The sequence below is a fragment of the Streptosporangium sp. NPDC001681 genome, from assembly GCF_040298085.1.
Classification (GTDB): domain Bacteria; phylum Actinomycetota; class Actinomycetes; order Streptosporangiales; family Streptosporangiaceae; genus Streptosporangium.
Window position 1 is genome coordinate 1 of sequence record NZ_JBEOZN010000032.1, and the last position, 17998, is coordinate 17998.

Annotated in this window: 17 protein-coding genes; 11 read left to right on the plus strand and 6 right to left on the minus strand. The window is 70.6% G+C overall.

Annotation, left to right across the window (positions count from 1 at the left end):
- Positions 1-65 precede the first annotated feature (65 nt).
- Both ald and ABT130_RS16940 read right to left on the minus strand, forming a co-directional pair.
- On the minus strand, positions 66-1181 hold the full coding sequence (gene ald / locus ABT130_RS16935) for an alanine dehydrogenase (protein WP_350956364.1): 1116 nt from the start codon (positions 1179-1181) through the stop codon (positions 66-68).
- Between the two features lie 70 nt (positions 1182-1251).
- The gene (locus ABT130_RS16940) at positions 1252-2646 is read right to left on the minus strand and encodes an aspartate aminotransferase family protein (protein ID WP_350956366.1); all 1395 of its coding nucleotides are present in this window, start codon (positions 2644-2646) and stop codon (positions 1252-1254) included.
- 296 nt (positions 2647-2942) lie between these two features.
- Here ABT130_RS16940 and ABT130_RS16945 point away from each other — a divergent pair, with 296 nt between their 5' ends.
- From ABT130_RS16945 to ABT130_RS16980, 8 genes are all read left to right on the plus strand, one after another.
- Positions 2943-4289 (plus strand): M20/M25/M40 family metallo-hydrolase, encoded by a 1347-nt coding sequence (locus tag ABT130_RS16945; protein ID WP_350921101.1) that lies wholly within the window; start codon positions 2943-2945, stop codon positions 4287-4289.
- A gap of 134 nt (positions 4290-4423) precedes the next feature.
- Entirely contained in the window at positions 4424-5200 is a 777-nt protein-coding gene (locus tag ABT130_RS16950) for an ATP-binding cassette domain-containing protein (protein ID WP_350956368.1), read from the plus strand.
- Positions 5197-7473, plus strand: coding sequence for a YhgE/Pip family protein (locus ABT130_RS16955; protein ID WP_350956370.1), 2277 nt, complete (start codon positions 5197-5199; stop codon positions 7471-7473). Before ABT130_RS16950 ends, ABT130_RS16955 begins: the two co-directional genes overlap by 4 nt.
- Before the next feature lie 13 nt (positions 7474-7486).
- On the plus strand, positions 7487-8116 hold the full coding sequence (locus ABT130_RS16960; protein WP_350921094.1) for a TetR/AcrR family transcriptional regulator: 630 nt from the start codon (positions 7487-7489) through the stop codon (positions 8114-8116).
- 72 nt (positions 8117-8188) lie between these two features.
- Complete coding sequence (locus tag ABT130_RS16965) at positions 8189-9982, plus strand: substrate-binding and VWA domain-containing protein (protein WP_350956372.1); 1794 nt, start codon at positions 8189-8191, stop codon at positions 9980-9982.
- Positions 9983-10112: 130 nt separating this feature from the next.
- The gene (locus ABT130_RS16970; protein ID WP_350956374.1) at positions 10113-11936 is read left to right on the plus strand and encodes a substrate-binding and VWA domain-containing protein; all 1824 of its coding nucleotides are present in this window, start codon (positions 10113-10115) and stop codon (positions 11934-11936) included.
- Positions 11936-12667, plus strand: coding sequence for a hypothetical protein (locus ABT130_RS16975; RefSeq protein ID WP_350956376.1), 732 nt, complete (start codon positions 11936-11938; stop codon positions 12665-12667). The genes ABT130_RS16970 and ABT130_RS16975 overlap by 1 nt, the downstream gene beginning before the upstream one ends.
- A 10-nt stretch (positions 12668-12677) precedes the next feature.
- Positions 12678-13424, plus strand: coding sequence for a PspA/IM30 family protein (locus ABT130_RS16980; protein WP_350921084.1), 747 nt, complete (start codon positions 12678-12680; stop codon positions 13422-13424).
- 112 nt (positions 13425-13536) lie between these two features.
- On the opposite strand, the gene ABT130_RS16985 is transcribed toward ABT130_RS16980, so the two are convergent.
- Positions 13537-14061, minus strand: a complete 525-nt coding sequence (locus ABT130_RS16985; RefSeq protein ID WP_350921082.1) for a cysteine dioxygenase family protein — start codon at positions 14059-14061, stop codon at positions 13537-13539.
- 75 nt (positions 14062-14136) lie between these two features.
- On the opposite strand from ABT130_RS16985, the gene ABT130_RS16990 reads away from it, so the two are divergent.
- Both ABT130_RS16990 and ABT130_RS16995 read left to right on the plus strand, forming a co-directional pair.
- Positions 14137-15012, plus strand: a complete 876-nt coding sequence (locus ABT130_RS16990; RefSeq protein ID WP_350921080.1) for a LysR family transcriptional regulator — start codon at positions 14137-14139, stop codon at positions 15010-15012.
- Positions 15013-15105: 93 nt separating this feature from the next.
- Positions 15106-15750 (plus strand): LysE family translocator, encoded by a 645-nt coding sequence (locus ABT130_RS16995; protein WP_350921071.1) that lies wholly within the window; start codon positions 15106-15108, stop codon positions 15748-15750.
- Between the two features lie 32 nt (positions 15751-15782).
- Here the strand turns inward: ABT130_RS16995 and ABT130_RS17000 are convergent, their stop codons facing one another.
- Positions 15783-16736 (minus strand): aldose epimerase family protein, encoded by a 954-nt coding sequence (locus tag ABT130_RS17000; RefSeq protein WP_350956378.1) that lies wholly within the window; start codon positions 16734-16736, stop codon positions 15783-15785.
- 30 nt (positions 16737-16766) lie between these two features.
- Positions 16767-17000, minus strand: a complete 234-nt coding sequence (locus ABT130_RS17005) for a substrate-binding domain-containing protein (protein ID WP_350956380.1) — start codon at positions 16998-17000, stop codon at positions 16767-16769.
- 339 nt (positions 17001-17339) lie between these two features.
- Between ABT130_RS17005 and ABT130_RS17010 the strand changes: the two genes are divergently transcribed.
- Complete coding sequence (locus tag ABT130_RS17010) at positions 17340-17555, plus strand: RNA polymerase sigma factor (RefSeq protein ID WP_350956382.1); 216 nt, start codon at positions 17340-17342, stop codon at positions 17553-17555.
- A gap of 107 nt (positions 17556-17662) precedes the next feature.
- Here the strand turns inward: ABT130_RS17010 and ABT130_RS17015 are convergent, their stop codons facing one another.
- Positions 17663-17971: a 4a-hydroxytetrahydrobiopterin dehydratase gene (locus ABT130_RS17015; RefSeq protein ID WP_350921042.1), complete on the minus strand. Its 309-nt coding sequence runs from the start codon at positions 17969-17971 to the stop codon at positions 17663-17665.
- Positions 17972-17998 lie beyond the last annotated feature (27 nt).

The window sequence follows — 17998 nt, forward strand, 5'->3', positions numbered from 1 at the left end:
CAGGACCGGCCGTTTCACGGTCGCGATCATCAGCGGTGACGCGGGCGCGGGCAAGACCATCCGGCTCAGGCGGCGATGACCTCGGAGACCGGCACGTAGGGCAGGTCGAGGGCGATGGCGACCTGCTCGTTGGTGAGCCGCCCCGCGTGGGTGTTGAGGCCCAGCGCGAGGGGGGCGTCCTGCTTGAGCGCGTCCTTCCAGCCGAGGCCGGCCAGCTTGACCGCGTAGGGCAACGTGGCGTTGGTCAGCGCGTAGGTGGAGGTGTTGGCGACCGAGCCCGGCATGTTGGCCACGCAGTAGAAGACCGAGTCGTGGACCCGGTAGGTCGGCTCGGCGTGCGTGGTCGGCCGGGAGTCCTCGAAGCAGCCGCCCTGGTCGATGGCGATGTCGACGAGCACGGAGCCCGGCCTCATGGAGGAGACCAGCTCGTTGGAAACGAGGGTCGGGGCCTTGGCACCGGGGATCAGCACGGCCCCGATGACCAGGTCGGCCGCCAGGACCTCCTTCTCGATCGCGTACGAGGTCGAGACGAGGGTCTTGAGGCGGCCCTGGTAGATGGCGTCGACGAAGCGCAGGCGGTCGATGTTGAGGTCGAGGACCGTGACGTCCGCCCCCATGCCGACCGCGATCTGCGCGGCGTTGAGCCCTGCCACGCCGGCGCCGATGACGACGACCTTGGCAGGTGCCACGCCCGGCACACCACCGGGCAGCACGCCGCGCCCGCCGTTGAACCGCATCAGGTTGTAGGCGCCGACCTGCGGGGCCAGGCGGCCCGCGACCTCGGACATCGGGGCGAGCAGCGGCAGGGTGTTGCCGACCTGGACCGTCTCGTACGCGATGGCGGTGACCTGCCGCTCCAGCAGGGCGTCGGCGCACTCGCGGCCGGCCGCGAGGTGCAGGTAGGTGAAGAGCACCTGGCCGGGGCGCATGCGGTGGTACTCCTCCGCGATGGGCTCCTTCACCTTGAGGATCATCTCCGCCTGACCCCACACCTCGTCGGCGGCGTCCAGGATCTTGGCTCCGGCGGAGCGATACTCCTCGTCACCGAGGTGCGAGCCGACACCCGCGCCACGCTGAACGTAGACGTCGTGACCGTGCCGGACAAGCTCGTACACACCTGCCGGGGTCGCGGCGACACGGTACTCATGGTTCTTGACCTCGGCAGGTACGCCGATCCTCATGGGAGTTCCTTTCGGGGTTTCAACGGGATGTCACGGTGAACCTCGGTGAACCGTGCGCGGCCGCTCGCGCTCAGAGCCGGCTCCACGCCTCCGTCAGCACCGAGCGGAGGATGGACTCGATCTCGTCGAACTCCTTGGGGCCGCAGATGAGCGGCGGGGCGAGCTGGATGACCGGGTCGCCCCGGTCGTCGGCGCGGCAGTAAAGGCCCGCCTCGTACAGGGCGCCGGAGAGGAAGCCCCTGATGAGACGTTCCGACTCCTCGGTGTTGAAGGTCTCCTTGGTGGCCTTGTCCTTGACGAGCTCGACGCCCCAGAAGTAGCCGGAGCCGCGCACGTCGCCGACGATCGGCAGGTCGCGGAGGCGCTCCAGGGTGGAGCGGAAGACCGGCTCGTTGCGGGTGACATGACCGAGCAGGTCCTCCCGCTCGAACAGGTCGAGGTTGGCCAGCGCGACGGCCGAGGAGACCGGGTGGCCGCCGAAGGTGTAGCCGTGGGCGAACATCTCGGTGCCGTTCTTGAACGGCTCGAAGAGGCGATCGGAGGCGATCATGGCGCCGATCGGCGAGTAGCCGCTGGTCATGCCCTTGGCACAGGTGATGATGTCGGGGACGTAGTCGAACTTCTGCCCGCCGAACATGGTGCCGAGCCGGCCGAAGGCACAGATGACCTCGTCCGAGACGAGCAGGACGTCGTACTCGTCGCAGATCTCACGGAGGCGCTGGAAGTATCCGGGCGGCGGCGGGAAGCAGCCGCCGGCGTTCTGCACCGGCTCGACGAAGACGGCGGCCACGGTGTCGGGGCCCTCCATCTCGATGGCGCGGGCGACGCGCTCGGCGGCCCAGTAGCCGTACTGCTCCGGTGTCATGCCGGGCACGCCGGTGATCTCGTCGGCGCGGTAGTGGTTGGTGTTGGGCACCCGGACCGAGCCGGGGACCAGCGGCTCGAACATCTGCTTGAAGGCGGGGATGCCGGTGATCGACAGGGCGCCCTGCGGGGTGCCGTGGTAGGCGATCTGGCGGCTGATGACCTTGTGCTTGAGCGGCTTGCCGGTCAGCTTGAAGTACTGCTTGGCGAGCTTCCACGCGCTCTCGACGGCCTCGCCGCCGCCGGTGGTGAAGAAGACCCGGTTGAGGTCACCGGGGGTCTCGGCGGCGAGGCGCTGGGCCAGCTCGACCGCCTTGGGGTGCGCGTACGACCAGAGCGGGAAGAACGCCAGCTCCTGGGCCTGCTTGGCGGCGGCCTCGGCCAGCTCGCTGCGGCCGTGTCCCGCCTGGACCACGAAGAGCCCGGCGAGGCCGTCGAGGTAGCGCTTGCCGTGCACGTCGTAGATATAGGAGCCCTCGCCCCTCACGATCATCGGCACCTCGGCGCCCTCATACGAGCTGTGCCGGGTGAAGTGCATCCACAGGTTGTCCTGCGCGGCCTTCATCAGTGAGGTCACGTCGGTGTTTTCAGGGTGCTTCATCACGATCTTCCCTCGTTTAGCTGAGCTCTCAACAGTCTGCCTGCCAGAACCGCTCTTGCCAAGTGAAAACGTGGTATTGAAGTGTTTAGAGCGTCGAAATCCGCAAAACATATATGCAACAACGACGAAATCCGTCATCGGGCGATGGTGGCTGACAACGGCGCCCGAATCTTACCCAACCCCCTGTTCCACTTGGCGGAACCCTGGCGCGCCGACGCCACGTGCGAGCGCCTCCGCGTCGGCGGCTGTGATCCAATAGGTAGGACGGACCAGATATTCAGATGCGAGGGAAAGTCGTGACTCCTGACGAGATCGAGAACGCCGTCACCGCCGGCCTGCCCCAGGCGATCGCGGACCTCAAGAGGCTCGTCGCCATCCCCTCCGTGGCCTTCCCCGGCCACCCGGAGGAGCCCGTGCACGCGGCCGCCGCGCTGACCGAGGAACTACTGCGGAGCACCGGCCTGCCCCGCGTCCAGCAGATCCCCGTCGAGGGGAGCTTCCCCGCCGTCTACGCCGAGGCCCCCGCTCCGCCCGGCGCGCCGACCGTCCTGTTGTACGCGCACTACGACGTGCAGCCCACGGGTGACCTCGCGCTCTGGCGCACCCCGCCCTTCGAGCCGACGGAGATCGATGGCGCGATCCACGGTCGCGGCGCGGCCGATGACAAGTCGGGGGTCATCTCCCATGTCGCGGCGCTCCGCACCTTCCAGGGCCGCTTCCCGGTCGGCGTCAAGGTCATCATCGAGGGCCAGGAGGAGTACGCCGGCGAGCGCCTGGAGTCCTTCGTCGAGCGCAACCCCGAACTGTTCCGCGCCGACGCGATCGTGGTCGCCGACACCGGTAACCCCCGGGTGGGCGATCCGTCGGTGACGACCTCGCTGCGCGGTATGGGCGCCTTCACCATCGAGGTGCGCACCCTCAAGGAGTCGTTGCACAGCGGCTCGTTCGGCGGCGCCGCCCCGGATGCCCTCGCGGCGCTGATCCGGATGCTCGCCGCCCTGCACGACGACCACGGCGACATCCGCGTCCCTGGCCTGCCACGCGGCAGCTTCCTCGGCTCCGGCCCGTCGGAGGAGGACTTCCGGTCCACCGCGGGCGTGCTCGACGGTGTCTCCACCATCGGCTCGGGCTCGCTGGCCGACCGCCTGTGGGCCTCGTACGCGATCACGGTCACCGGCCTGGACGTGCCGCCGGTCTCCGGCGCCGTCAACGCGGTCCAGGCTGTCGCCAGGGCCCGGGTGACGGTACGGGTGCCCCCGGCCGGCGACCCGAAGACGACGATCGAGGCGGTCGTCGACTTCCTGCGGCAGGTCGCGCCCTGGGGCGTTCAGGTGGACGTCGGCGACTACACCATGGGCTCCGGCTACCTCGCCGACACCGGTGGCGCGGCCCGCTCCGCACTGAACCGGGCCATGGAACGCGCCTTCGGCCGCCCGCCGCGCGACGTCGGCGCCGGTGGCTCGATCCCGCTCGTCTCCACCTTCGCCAGGCAGTTCCCCGCCGCCGCGATCCTGCTCTTCGGCGCCGAGGACGACGACGCGGCGATCCACGCCCCCAACGAGCGGGTGAACATCGAGGAACTCCGCCGCACCGCCACCGCCGAGGCGCTCTTCCTCCAGGAGTACGGCTCCGCGACGGCCTGATCGCCCGAAGACCCCGGCACGGCGCCCACGGGTGCGTGCCGGGGTGACACCCGGGCCCCTTCCCCGCCGGTCGGCGGCGGCGTTTCGCGTGATAGTTTTTGTACTGACTAGTCAGTTTAAAGAACGGCGGAACGGTGTTCGACGGTGTCGGGGTACGCGCGGCGGGGCTCTCCCTGCGGGGCGAGCGCGGATGGGTCTATCGCGATGTCGGCATCGAGGCCGAGCCCGGCAGCCTCACCGCCGTCGCCGGGCAGGCCGGCAGTGGACGGACGAGCCTGCTGCTCACCCTCGCGGGCCGGATGAGACCCGGTTCGGGGACGCTCACCGTGGGCCGGTACACCACCCCGAGGGCGATCCGGAGCGTCGCCGCACTCGGCCTGTTCGACGGGGTGAACGACCTGGACGGGGCGCTGTCCGTTCGCGAGCACGTGCGTGAGCGGGTGCCCCGCCTCCCGCGGAGCCGCGGCCGGCGGGAGTGGGCCGCCGACGCGCTGGCCCTGGCCGGGCTGGAGCCGGATCCACGCGACCGGACCCTCATCCGCGACCTGGGCCGGGAGCGGCGGGTCCGGCTCGGGATCGCGCTCGCGCTGCTCGACAGACCCGGGCTGCTGGTCCTCGACGACGTCGACGCCGGCCTCGCCCTCGATGGGCGCGAGGACCTCTGGGCCACCCTGCGCGACCTCGCCGAGCGGGGGCTGACCGTCGTCGCCTCGTGCACCGAGAGCGACCTGCCCCTGACGGTGCGCCTGCCCTGCCCCGGTGCGGCGAACGGCCCCGACACGACGACCGGCGTCGGCGCGACGGGCATCGCCGACGCGCGGGCCCTACCCGGCGGAGACCTGCGAGTCGAGAGGGAACAGCCGCGGACCGTACCCGGTGGGGAGCGGAATGACGGGGAGCAGGAGCGATGAGGTCGTTGCGGGCGGGACGGTTGGAGCTGCGGCGGTTCACCCGATCGCGGCTGACCCGGGCGGCGCTGGCCGCGGTGGTGGTGCTGCCGCTGCTCTACGCCGGGCTGTACCTGTGGTCCTTCTGGGATCCGCAGAGCAATCTCGGGAACATCCCGGTGGCGCTGGTCGTGGAGGACCGGCCCGCGACCGTCGACGGCAGGACCGTCGACGCGGGCCGGGAGCTGGCGGAGGAACTGCGTGAGCGAAGGGTCCTCGGCTGGCGCACCGTCGACGCGCGCGCGGCGGCCGACGGCGTGAACGACGGCAGCTTCTACCTGTCCCTCACCATCCCGGCCGACTTCAGCGCCCGCCTCGCCTCGCCCTCCGGGGAGGGCACCCCCGTGCCCGCCGAGCTGGGCGTGCGGGTGGACACCGGCCGCAGCTACCTCATGAAGACCATCTCCGACGCGGTGTTCACCGAGGTCAGGGCGGCGGCGGCCCGTACGGCGCTGAAGGACTACTGGGACAGCGTCTTCGTCTCCTTCGGCGAGCTGCACGACGCCACCAGGAAGGCGGCGGACGGCGCGGACGAGCTCCACGACGGTACGGCGAAGGCGCACGAGGGCGCGTCCGCGCTGCGCACCGGCCTCGGCCAGACCAGAGACGGCACTCGCCGGCTCGCCGTGGGCCTGCGCGGAGCCGACACCGCCGCGGGCAGGCTGGCGGCGGGGGCGGACAGGCTGGCCGGCGGCCTGAGCGAGGCCGAGAGCGGCTCGCGCGAGCTGGGCCGGGGGCTGAGCGAACTCACCGGCGGCGCCGCGCAGGTCGCGAAGGGCAACGCGCAGGCGTACCAGCAGATCCACGCCCAGGTACCGAGGATCAACAAGGTGGCCGACGAGGTCGTCCCGATGCTTGAGGAGAACGGCGAGCGGCTGCGGGCGCTGGCCCAGGCCGTCGAGCGGGGGGCCGACCTGGTCGCCGACGGCGCCGCGGCACCGTCCGGCGGGGCCGCGCAGGGCGCCGACCGGGCGCTGCGACAGGCGCGGGAGCTGCGGGAGGCGCTGGCGGGCAGCGCGGACGCCGACCCTCGGCTGCGCGCGATCGCCGACCGGCTCACCCGGTCCACCGAGGAGGTGGCCGCCGCGCTGCGGAGCCCCACCGGCGGTGGCGACGCGGTGGCCGGGCTACGGCGGGACGCCCGGAGGATCTCGGAGATCGCGAGCCGCACGGCGGAGGCCGCACCGGCCGCCGGGCAACGGCTCGACCAGGCCAGAGCCAAGATCAACCAGCTGGACGAGGGGCTCGGCAAGCTCGCCGAGGGCTCGGCGAAGGTGAGCGCGGGCCTCGGTCGGGCGTCGGCGGCCAACAAGAAGATCACTTCTGGGATCTCGCAGCTCGGCGACGGCGCCACCCGCCTCGGCAGCGGGCTGTCCGAGCTCGGCGGCGGGATCGTCAAGCTGAGCGACGGCGCGGCCCGGGTGGACACCGGGATCGGCCGCCTGCGTGACGGCGCCGGAGAGCTGACCACCGGTATCGGCGAGCTCGCCGACGGGTCGGGGCAGCTGAGCGAGAAGCTCGGGGACGGCGCCGAGCAGATCCCCGACTACGGCGCGGACGAGCGCGCCGGCCGCGGTGACATGATGAGCGATCCGGTCAGGCTGGCCGGCCAGGTGGTCAACGAGGTGCCCGACTACGGCACCGGATTCGCCCCGTTCTTCGTCCCGCTCGCGCTCTGGGTCGGCGCGATGGTGACCTACATGGTGTTGCGCCCGCTCAACCCGCGTCTTCTCGCCGGTACGGCCCCCGCCTGGCGGATCGCAACGGCCGGATGGGTTCCGGCGCTGGTCCTGGGCTCGGCGCAGCTGGGCGTGCTACTGGCGGTGATCAGGTTCGGGCTCGGCATGGAGGCCGCGCACTGGGCGGGGGTCGCGGGATTCCTGCTGCTCACCGTGGCGGCGTTCACCGCGATCGTGCAGGCGGTCAACGCCCTGCTGGGCACGCCCGGGCGGATCGCGGTGCTGGCGCTGCTGATGCTGCAGCTCACCTCGGCCGCGGGAACCTACCCGATCGAGACCTCGCCCGGCTTCTTCCAGACGATCTCCCCGTGGCTCCCGATGAGCTGGGTGGTCGGCGCGCTGCGGCGGCTGATCAGCGGCGGCGACCTCACCGTGGTCTGGCAGGGCTGCGGCGTGCTGACCGCGTTCACCGCGCTGGGCCTGGCCCTGAGCGTCCACGCGGCGCACCGGGGCCGCACCTGGTCGATACGCCGCCTCCACCCGGAGCTCGCGCTGTGACTACGGTTGGCCCATGACGGAGCAGCGGAGCCGGCCGGCGGCGAGAAGCGCGAGTCCGCGCGGAGGAGACGGGCGACGGGCCGAGACACGGCTCAAGCTCTTCGCCGCCGCGGTGGAGGTGATCGCCGAGCAGGGATACACGGCGGCCACGGTCGACGCGATCGCCGAACGCGCCGGGGTGGCCAAGGGCACCGTCTTCTACAACTTCGGCAGCAAGGAGGCGCTCTTCGGCGCGCTGCTCGAACACGGGATCCAGCAGCTGGCGGACGCGCTGGCCGGAGCCGCCGGAGTGGCCCGGACCCCGCTGGAAGCGCTGGACGCGGTGGTCATGGCGCAACTGCGGTTCCTGGAGGAGTACGGCGCGTTCGCCAGGGTGCTGCTCGCCGAGATCTGGCGTACCGCCTGGCAGGAGGCGGTGGCGGTGCTGCGCGGGCGGGTGCTGGGCGTCTACGTGGACGTGCTGCGCCGGGCGGTGAGCGAGGGGGTGCTCCGCGAGGATCTGGACGTGGACACCGCGGCGACCGCCGTGTTCGGCATGGTGCTGACCGTCTCGATCGAGCGCCGGGCGCTGCATCCGGACCGGCCGGTCGAGCAGGTCCACGCCACCCTCGTCGACCTCCTGCACGGCCGGCTGTCCGGCTGAATCCCGTCTTCTCCGGCTTTCCGAGGGCGCTACCGTCCGGCGAAAAATCGCCATTGGTCGTACGATCACCTCGTGGTCTACTCCCCCGCAAGACCCCGCCGGCGTGTCCTGCCGTACCTGCTCGCCGTGGTGCTCGCCATCGCTCTGATCGCCGGGCTGCGCTGGTACTTCAGCGGTGGCCCGGGGGACGAGCCGAACGGGCCCAGCGCCTGTTCCGGTGAGTCGACGCAGATCAGGGTGGCGTCCTCACAGGACAAGATCTGGATCCTGCGCGAGGTCGCGAAGGACTACAGCGGCCGTACCGTGGCCGGGCGCTGCGCCGACGTGGTCATCGACGAGGCCAACTCCGGCACCGCGATGCGGGCGCTGGCCAAGGGGTGGGACGAGAAGACCGACGGCAGCCGGCCGGACGTCTGGTCCCCCGCCGCGTCGGCGTGGGTGACGCTGCTGCGCCAGCAGGCCTCCAACACCGACGGCACCGTACCCGTCGCCGACGGCAAACCGAGCCCGATCGTCACCGCGCCCCTGGTCTTCGCGATGCCCAAGCCGATGGCCCAGGCACTGGGCTGGCCCGGCAAGGCGATCGGCTGGTCGGAGCTGGCCGAGCTGGCGGCCGCCCCGCAGGGGTGGGCGAAGTACGGCCACCCCGAGTGGGGCCGGTTCAAGCTGGGCAAGACCAACCCCAACTTCTCCACCAGCGGCCTGAACGCCACCATCGGCGCCTACTTCGCCGCCACCGGCACCACCTCGGACCTGACGGCCCGTGACGTGGCCGACCCGAAGACCCGGCGCTTCGTCCAGGGGGTGGAGCAGTCGATCGTGCACTACGGCGACATCTCCATGACGTTCCTGGGCAACCTGCTGCGCGCGGACGACCGGGGCGAGTCGATGGCCTACATCTCCGCGATCACCGTCGAGGAGAACTCGGTCACCGACTACAACCGGGGCAACCCCTCGGGCAACCCGGCCACCCTGGGCCGGCACGCCCCGCCGCGCACCCCGCTGGTAGCGGTCAACCCCAAGGAGGGCACGCTCTACTCCGACCACCCCTACGTGCCGCTGACCTGGATGGACGCGGCCAAGAAGGCGGTCGCCGACGACTTTTTGACCTACCTGCACAGCCCCGAGGCACAGGCGAGATTCCAGGCGTACGGCTACCGCTCCTTCGAGGGCAAGCCCGGCCCGCAGGCCACCGAGCAGAACGGCGTCATCCACGACGCCAAGATCACCACGCTGAGCCCACCCACCCCTGTCGTCCTGGACAAGGTCCTGCAGAGCTGGTCGGAGCTGCGCAAGAGGGCCAACGTGCTGATCGTGGTGGACAAGTCCGGCTCGATGGAGGAGGAGGCGTCCGGCACCGGCGAGACCCGCCTGGAACTGGCCAAGAAGGCGGCGATCAACGCGCTGCCCCAGTTCCGGGGGGATGACAAGGTCGGCCTGTGGGCCTTCTCCACCGCGCAGGACGGCGAGAAGGACTATCTGGAACTGGTTCCGATCGACAGGGTGTCGAGGATCGGTGGCGCTCTCCGCGACCAGTTGAACGGGCTGACCGCCGGGGGTGGAACCGGGCTGTACGACACCACGCTGGCGGCCGTCGAACGGATGCGCGGTGCCAAGGACGAGGGGGCGATCAACGCGGTGGTCTTCCTCACCGACGGCAAGAACGAGAAGAACGGCGGCAGTGATCTGGACAACCTGCTCGGCAGGCTCAACCCGGAGGTGCGGCTGTTCACCATCGGATACGGCGAGGGCGCGGACCAAGGGGTGCTCAAGCGGATCGCCGAGGCCACCGACGGGGCCGCCTACGACTCGTCCCGGGCGGACACCATCGACCAGGTCTTCACCAGCGTGATCTCCAACTTCTGACCGCTACGACTTCTCGAAGACCTCTGAGCGTGGAGACCTCTGGGCGTGCAGAACAAAGACTTTTGACCGTGGAGAACTCCGAAGGCGGTTCATTCGTCGGACAAGTACCGACATCCCCCGGGAGGCAGGGTTGTACCAGCAGCCGCAGCGACGGCGTAGGAACTTCGCCCCGTTCATCGTCGCGATCATTCTCGCCGGGGCTCTGATCGTCGCCCTGCGGATCTTCGTCGGCGCTGACGAACCCGGAGGGTCGGGCGCGTCGGAGGCCGGCGAGCAGCCCAAGGCGTGCGACGACGGCGTCACCCTGACCGTCGCCGCCTCGTCGGAGAAGGCCGAGCTGCTCAGGAAGATCGCCTCCGGCTACAGCGGCAGGACCGTGGAAGGGCGCTGCGCCGACGTCGTCATCGAGACCAAGGCGAGCGGCGGCGCGCTGCAGGCCCTGGCCAGAGGCTGGGACGAGCGGACCGACGGCCCCCGCCCCGACGTGTGGTCACCCGCCAGCAGCGGCTGGGTCACCCTGCTCCAGCAGCGCGTCGCGGGAAAGGACGCCGGCTCCCTGGTCGCCGCCGAGAACCCGTCGATCGCCAAGACGCCCCTGGTCGTGGCGATGCCCATGCCGATGGCCCAGGCGCTGGGCTGGCCGGACAAGAAGCTCGGCTGGTCGGACCTGCTCGCCGTGTCGGCCGGGTCGTGGGCGAAGTACGGCCACCCCGAGTGGGGCCGGTTCAAGCTGGGCAAGACCAACCCCAACTTCTCCACCAGCGGCCTGAACGCCACGGTCGGTGCCTACTTCGCGGCGACCGGCCTGTCCGGCGACCTGTCGGAGAAGAACGTGGCCGACGCCAAGACCAGGGACTTCGTACGGGACGTGGAGCGTTCGATCGTGCACTACGGCGACACGACGCTGACGTTCCTGTCCAACCTCCAGCGGGCCGACGACGCGGGTGCGGGCCTGAGCTACATCTCCGCGGTGGCGGTGGAGGAGAAGTCGGTCTGGGACTACAACCAGGGCAACCCGACCGGTGACCCCGCGACGCTGGGCAAGCACGCCAAGCCCAAGGTGCCGCTGGTGGCGATCTATCCCAAGGAGGGCACGCTCTACTCCGACAACCCGTACGCGGTGCTGACCGCCTCGTGGGTCGACGACGCCAAGCGGGCGGTGGCGGCCGACTTCCTGGCGCACCTGCAGGCCCCCGAGCAGCAGGCGCGGTTCGCCGAGTTCGCCTTCCGCTCCTACGACGGCAAGGCGGGCAAGCTGATCACCCAGGCGAACGGGCTGCTGCCCGCCGAGCCGAAGACGACCCTCAGCCCGCCCGCGCCGAACGTGCTCGACAAGGTGCTCGCCAGCTGGGCCGACCTGCGCAAGCCCGCGAACGTCCTCATGGTCATCGACGTCTCCGGCTCGATGGGCGCCACCGTGCCCGGCACCGGCAAGAGCAAGCTCGACCTGGCCAAGCAGGCCGCGATCAACGCGCTGCCCCAGTTCGCCTCGCACGACAAGGTCGGGCTGTGGATGTTCTCCACCAAGCGTGACGGCGACAAGGACCACCTGGAGCTGGCCTCGCTCTCCGCCGTCGACGACGCCCAGCGCAAGAAGCTGCGCGCCAGGCTTGAGGGCCTGACCCCCGACGGCGGCACCGGCCTGTACGACACCGCCCTCGCCGCCCACGAGCAGGTACGGAAGCTGCGGAGCGGTGACGCGATCAACGCGGTGGTCTTCCTGACCGACGGCAAGAACGAGGACCCCGACAGCCTCTCCCTGGAGAACCTGCTGCCTGAACTGCGCACCGAACCCGGCCAGGAGACGGTACGGATGTTCACCATCGCCTACGGCCAGGACGCCGACCTCGACGTGCTGCGCAAGATCTCCGAGGCGACCAGCGCCGCCGCGTACGACTCTCGCAAACCTGGAAGTATCGACCAGGTGTTCACCGCAGTGGTATCCAACTTCTGATGGCACGCTTCGTCGACGAACTCAAGGACCCATGGGGCCTGCTGCTGGCCGCGACCGCCGGCGGCGCCGCGTGGGCCGTCAGCGTGCACCCGGTCGCCGCCGGGTTCGTCGGCGTCGTCGTCTGGCTGGCCAAGGCCGGGATCTCGGCGTTACCGGAGCGCGGGCGCCGCGACCGGCCCGCCGTCACCCCCGGCAGCCAGGAGGAGTACTGGCTGAGACGGGCGGGATCCGCCGCCTACGGCTTCGCCGAGCTGAGCGCCTCGATGGGGCAGGGCCCGCTGGCCGAGCGGATCGCGCTGATGCGCCCCCAGGTGGACGACTCGACGGCCACCCTGGAGCGGCTGGCCGAGCAGGCCTCGCTCACCGGCACCGCGCTGGCCAGGTTCGACCTCGACAAGCTCGGCCACGAGCAGGCCCGGCTGACCCGAGCCCGCGCGGAGGCCAGGAAGGATCTGGTCGCGGACCTCGACCGCGCCCTCGCCTCGCTGGCCTCCCAGCGGGCCGTGGTCGACCGGCTCGCCTCGGCCCGCGAGCAGGTACTCGCCCGGATGGAGTCGAGCGCCATCAGCATCGAGGAGCTCCTCGCCCGCGTGGTGGAGCTGTCGGCGGTGTCGGCGAACGGCCGGCTGGAGCCGACCCGGGTGCTGGACGAGCTCGCCGACGCCCTCGAAGGAGTCCGCCAGGGCCTCCACGAAACCGAGCAGATCACGCGCGACGCGCTGGATCGATAAGGAGCCCCCCATGTTCAAGGTCATCCGTAGGGCCTGGCGTTACCTGGTCTTCGCCCTCTCCGGACGGCTGGACGAGCTGTCCGACCCCCGCGTCCAGATCGAGCAGGCCATCGCAGAGGCCAAGGAGCAGCACCAGCGGCTGAGCCAGCAGGCCGCCGCGGTCATCGGCAACGAGCGCGAGATGGAGATGAAGCTCGCCCGCTCGATGGAGGAGACCGGGAAGCTCCAGGCCAACGCCCGCCAGGCCCTCCTGCTCGCCGAACAGGCGCGGGCCGCGGGCGACGAGCGCAAGGCCCTGTCGTACGAGGACTCGGCCCGCGCCTTCGCCTCCCGCCTGGTGGCGGCCGAGGCCGCGCAGCAGGAGTCGCAGCTGACCTACGAGCGGGCCAGGCAGTTCTCCGCCCAGGCGCGCGCCGCGGTCGAGAACAACGCGATGGCCCTGCAGAAGAAGATCGCCGAGCGGATGCGGCTGCTCTCCCAGCTCGACCAGGCCAAGGTCCAGGAGGAGCTCAACAAGGCCATGGGTGATCTGTCCGGGCTCACCCCCGCCGGTGAGACGCCCACCCTGGACCAGGTCCGCGACAAGATCGAGAAGCGCTACGCCCGCGCACTCGGCGAGGCCGAGCTGACCTCAGGCTCCGTCGAGGCCCGCATGATCGAGGTCGAGCGCGCCGCCATCGACGTCGAGGGCGCGGCCCGCCTGGAGGCCATCAGGGAGAGCTTGAACACCGACAGGAAGCCCGAGATCGGGAAGTAGGCGACACTCCCAGGTGACAGCCCTCGCCGGACCGGCCTCGCGACGAACGTACGATCAGGGCGGGGGTGCCCGCTCGACGGAGTCACGATCGCGGACCTGCTCCCGGCCTGATTCAGCGAACGGGCAGGTCGTAGACGCGCCGCACGCTGGTGGGGGCGGCGCTGAGGTCGGCCCCGTAGATGTGCAGCGAGATGGCCGTCTCGTCCCCCGTGTTGTGCACGCGGTGGATGTCGCCGGGCGGGGCGAAACCGCTGACCTCTCCGGTCCGGTTGGCGGTCCTGCCGATCTCGGTCAGGTGGTCGCCGTGGTCGCGGTAGAGGGTCTCGTACTCGACACCCCGCAGCACGCCGAACACGCACCAGGCGATGTGGTCGTGGATCGCGGTCTGCTGACCGGGCCGCCAGACCACGGCCACGATCGAGAAGCTCTCCTCGGCGTGGAGGGTGTGGCCGACGTAGCCGTCGGGGTCGCCGAGACGCTCCTCCTCGGTGAGGATCTCGGGCGACGGCAGCCGTTCACGCAGCAGGTCGGCCACCGCGAAGGCGGTCGCCCGGGGGTCGGCGGACGGATCGACGAGTGCCCTGACCCCCTCGACGATCTCGGCCAGGCCCGGACGGGTGCGCGTCAACGTCTTCATGGCCCCAGGATGCGCTTGGGGGATACATAACGTCTAATGCCCATTTTCCCGTTCATTCATCGATAAAGTTAATACATGCTCGATATCGTGCGGCTTCGTGTCCTCGCCGCGGTGGCCCGGCACGGCTCGGTGACCGCGGCGGCCAGGGAACTGCACTACTCCCAGCCCTCGGTCAGCCACCACCTCGCGAAGCTCGAAGCCGAGACCGGGGCCAAGCTGATCCAGCGGGTCGGCCGGGGCATCCGGCTGACCGAGGCGGGCCGTCTGCTGGCCGAACGGGCCACCGAGATCATCGGCCGCCTCGACTCCGCGGCCGCCGAGTTGTCGGCGCACGTGGGCCTGCGCGCCGGGCGGGTCAGGCTGGCCGCCTTCCCCTCCGCCCTGGGCACATTCGTGCCGCAGGCCGCCGCCGCCCTCGCCAGGGAGCACCCCGGTCTGGAACTGCGACTGACCGAGACCGAACCTCCTGACGCGCTGCGCATGCTCCGGGCGGGCTACGTGGACGTGGCGGTCATCTTCCGCTTCGAAGGCACCGACCCCGAGGAGGACGGGATCCGCCTGCTGCACCTGCTGGACGACACCAGCTACCTGGTCACCTCCGGCCAGAGCGACGGCAGTGGCGATCTGGCCTCGCACCGCGACTCCCGGTGGATCGGCGGCTGCGACCGGTGCCGCAGCCACCTGCTGGAACTGTGCGCCAGGGCGGGCTTCGAGCCGGAGATCGCCTTCACGACCGACGACGCCGTCGCGGTCCAGGCCCTGGTCGCCGCCGGGATCGGGGTGACCGCCCTGCCGAGGCTCGCCCTGCAGGCCCATCGGCACCCGGGGGTCACCGTGATCGAACTGCCCGGCTCGACCCGCCGCGTCTACGCCGCCACCTACGGCGAGCCCCCCGACCCGCCGGCCACCGCCGCCCTGCTGGCCACCCTGACCTCGGTGACCCGCCCGTAGGGAAACCGACCTGATGGGGGCCCGGCTCCGCGGCATCGGCACCCGGCGGAAACCCGTTGGTCACCGGGCATCGGGCGAGCCTAGGATCTCGACATGCCCGATCTGACAATGGTTTCCCTCTTTGTGGCGGCCACCCTCGCCCTGCTGCTCGTGCCGGGGCCCGCGGTGCTCTATATCGTGACCCGCAGCGTCGCCCAGGGCCGGAGCGCCGGGCTGGTGTCGGTGCTGGGGATCCACCTCGGTTCCCTGGTCCATGTGGCCGCCGCGGCCCTGGGCATCAGCGCCCTGCTGGCCGCCTCGGCGACCGCGTTCGCGGTGGTCAAGTATCTGGGCGCGGCCTACCTGGTCTGGCTGGGCGTCCGCAAGCTGATGACCCGTCCCGACCCGGACGGGGTGGCCGAGCCGCCGGTCGCGACGAGAAGCAGGATCTTCTGGGAGGGCTTCGTGATCAACGTGCTCAACCCGAAGACCGCGATCTTCTTCCTCGCCTTCCTCCCCCAGTTCACCGATCCGGCCGCCGGCCCGATCGCCCCGCAGATCGTGCTTCTCGGCCTGATCTGGATCGCCCTCGGCATGGCCAGTGACGGCGCCTACGCCCTGCTCTCCTCGGCCATGGCCGGTCGCCTGCGCCGCTCGGCCCGCGCCCGCCGCCGCCTCGACGTCACCAGCGGCCTGGTCTACCTCGGCCTGGGCGCCGTGGCCGCGTTCACCGGCGAGAGCGCCGCGGCAAAGGCCTGAGCCCTCGTCCCGCCCTCCAGGGGGTGGGAGACTCAGCGGAAGCGGTAGGTCGTGGTGGAGGTGAACTCCTCGCCGGGGCGCAGGACCGTGGAGGGGAAGTGGTCCTGGTTGGGAGAGTCGGGGAAGTGCTGGGTCTCCAGGCAGAGGCCGGCGTGCCTGCCGTACGCGGTGGCGATGCCGTCCAGCATGTTGCCGGAGTAGAACTGCACGCCGGGCTCGGTGGTGGAGACCTCCATGACGCGCCCGCTGACCGGTTCGCCGACCTCGATGCCGCCGCGCAGCACGTAGCAGTGGTCGTAGCCGCCCCCCAGCAGCGGATCGTCGATCCTGTCGCCGATCTCCCGCGGGGTCGTGAAGTCGAACGGGGTGCCCGCCACCGGGGCCAGCTCACCGGTCGGAATCTTGGTGGAGTCGACGGGGAGATAGCGGTCGGCGTCGATCCGGATCACGTGCTTGAGGATGTCGCCGCCCCCGACGAGGTTGAAGTAGGAGTGGTTGGTCAGGTTCAGCACCGTCGGCGCGTCGGTGAACGCGCGGTAGTCCAGCCTTAGCGCGTCCTCGGTCAGCGTGTAGGTGAGCGAGACGGTCAGCATGCCCGGATAGCCCTCCTCGCCGTTGAGGCTGACATATTCCAGCGTGATGGCCGAGGTGGAGACCTCGGTCACCCGCCACACCCGGTTGGCGAAGCCGCCGGGGCCGCCGTGCAGACTGTTGGGGTCGTTGTTGACCGGCAGTTCGTGGTCACGGCCGTCGAGGGTGAAGCGCCCGTTCGCGATGCGGTTTCCGTACCGGCCGACCACGGCGCCGAAGTAGCGGCTGCGCGTCAGGTAGTCGTCGAGACCGGTGTAGCCGAGGACCACGTCGACGCCGTGGACCTCCAGCGACTGCAGGATCGCCCCGTAGCTGAGGATCGAGGCGCGCATCGGCCCGTTCGACAGCACGTGCCGCTCGACGTGCTCCCCCGTCGGGGTGATTCCGAAGTTCATCAAAAACCTCCAGCGTGGAGACCCGGGGCCTCAGCCCCGGGGGAAAAGCGCGGCACGGTCGGTGGATTCGCGGACGACCAGGTGGGTGTCGAGAGTCGCCAGGGTGGGGGTGGCGCCCTCGTCGAAGGACTGCAGCAGCAGGTCCACCGCCATCCGCCCGGCGGCGGCCGTGGGCATGGCCACGCTGGTCAGCTTGGGCCGGTTCAGCCGCCCGGCCACTATGTCGTCGACGCCGACCACGCTGATGTCATCGGGGACGCGCACGCCCCGTTCGTACAGCCCCTCGATGAGCCCGACTTCGGCACGGACGCGGGCTGGACCCCCACCCTGCACACCGCGATCGAACCGGCCCCGGCGGTGCACAGGTCCGTCTCCCGGCACGTGGGCTCGGGCAAGATCGGCTAGGGCTCCGTACCTGAGCGGAGATCGAGAACGCGCGGTCGAAAACCTGAGCGCGGTGGACCGGTGAGGTGGCCCCCTCAGAAGCCGTCCACCGGACCGACCGGGCCGGCGAGCTACGAGCCGGTCACAGCCGCCCCGCAACATATCGAAAGGCGCCGGACACCTACCAAGGTGTCCGGCACCTTTCGACTGGGAGACTCCGTGACACAGCGAGATCGCTTCGAGGCGGCCTATGACGCGTACTACCCGGCGATACATCAGTACGCCGCCCGCCGTACCGGCTCCCCCGACGACGCCGCCGACGTCATCTCCGAGACGTTTCTCACTGCCTGGCGGCGCATCGGCGACGTACCCGAGGGCGAGCGGGCACTGTTGTGGCTCTACGGCATGGCCCGCCGCGTGCTGGCCAACCAGTAGCGCGGCACCTCACGCCGGTCCGTACTCGCTGAGCGGCTCCCCCTCTGCACGAAGCGTGCACAGGACAGCGCGGGAGGGGATGCGAGGCCCTCGCTCCGATCGTGAGTTCAGACCGTTTCGGCGCCGTGGCCAGCGGCGATCACGTCAATGTGGCGGGCGAGTTCGAAGTCCTTGGCTGTGAGGCGGTTTCCGGCGTCGTGAGTAGTGATCACGAATCGGATCCGCTGCCAGGTGATGTGAACATCAGGGTGGTGGCCAACTTCGCGAGCCTTGGCCGCGACGTACATGGCCAGATGTACGCACTCGTGATAGGCATGCTTGAACGTCCGGGCTATGGCCTGCCCCTCACGCTCCCACCCTGGCAACTCGGCCAGATGGGCGACGATCTGCTCTTCGGACAACGGCTGAGGGGTCATCGGTATCTCCGCGTCAGGCAGTCAGTT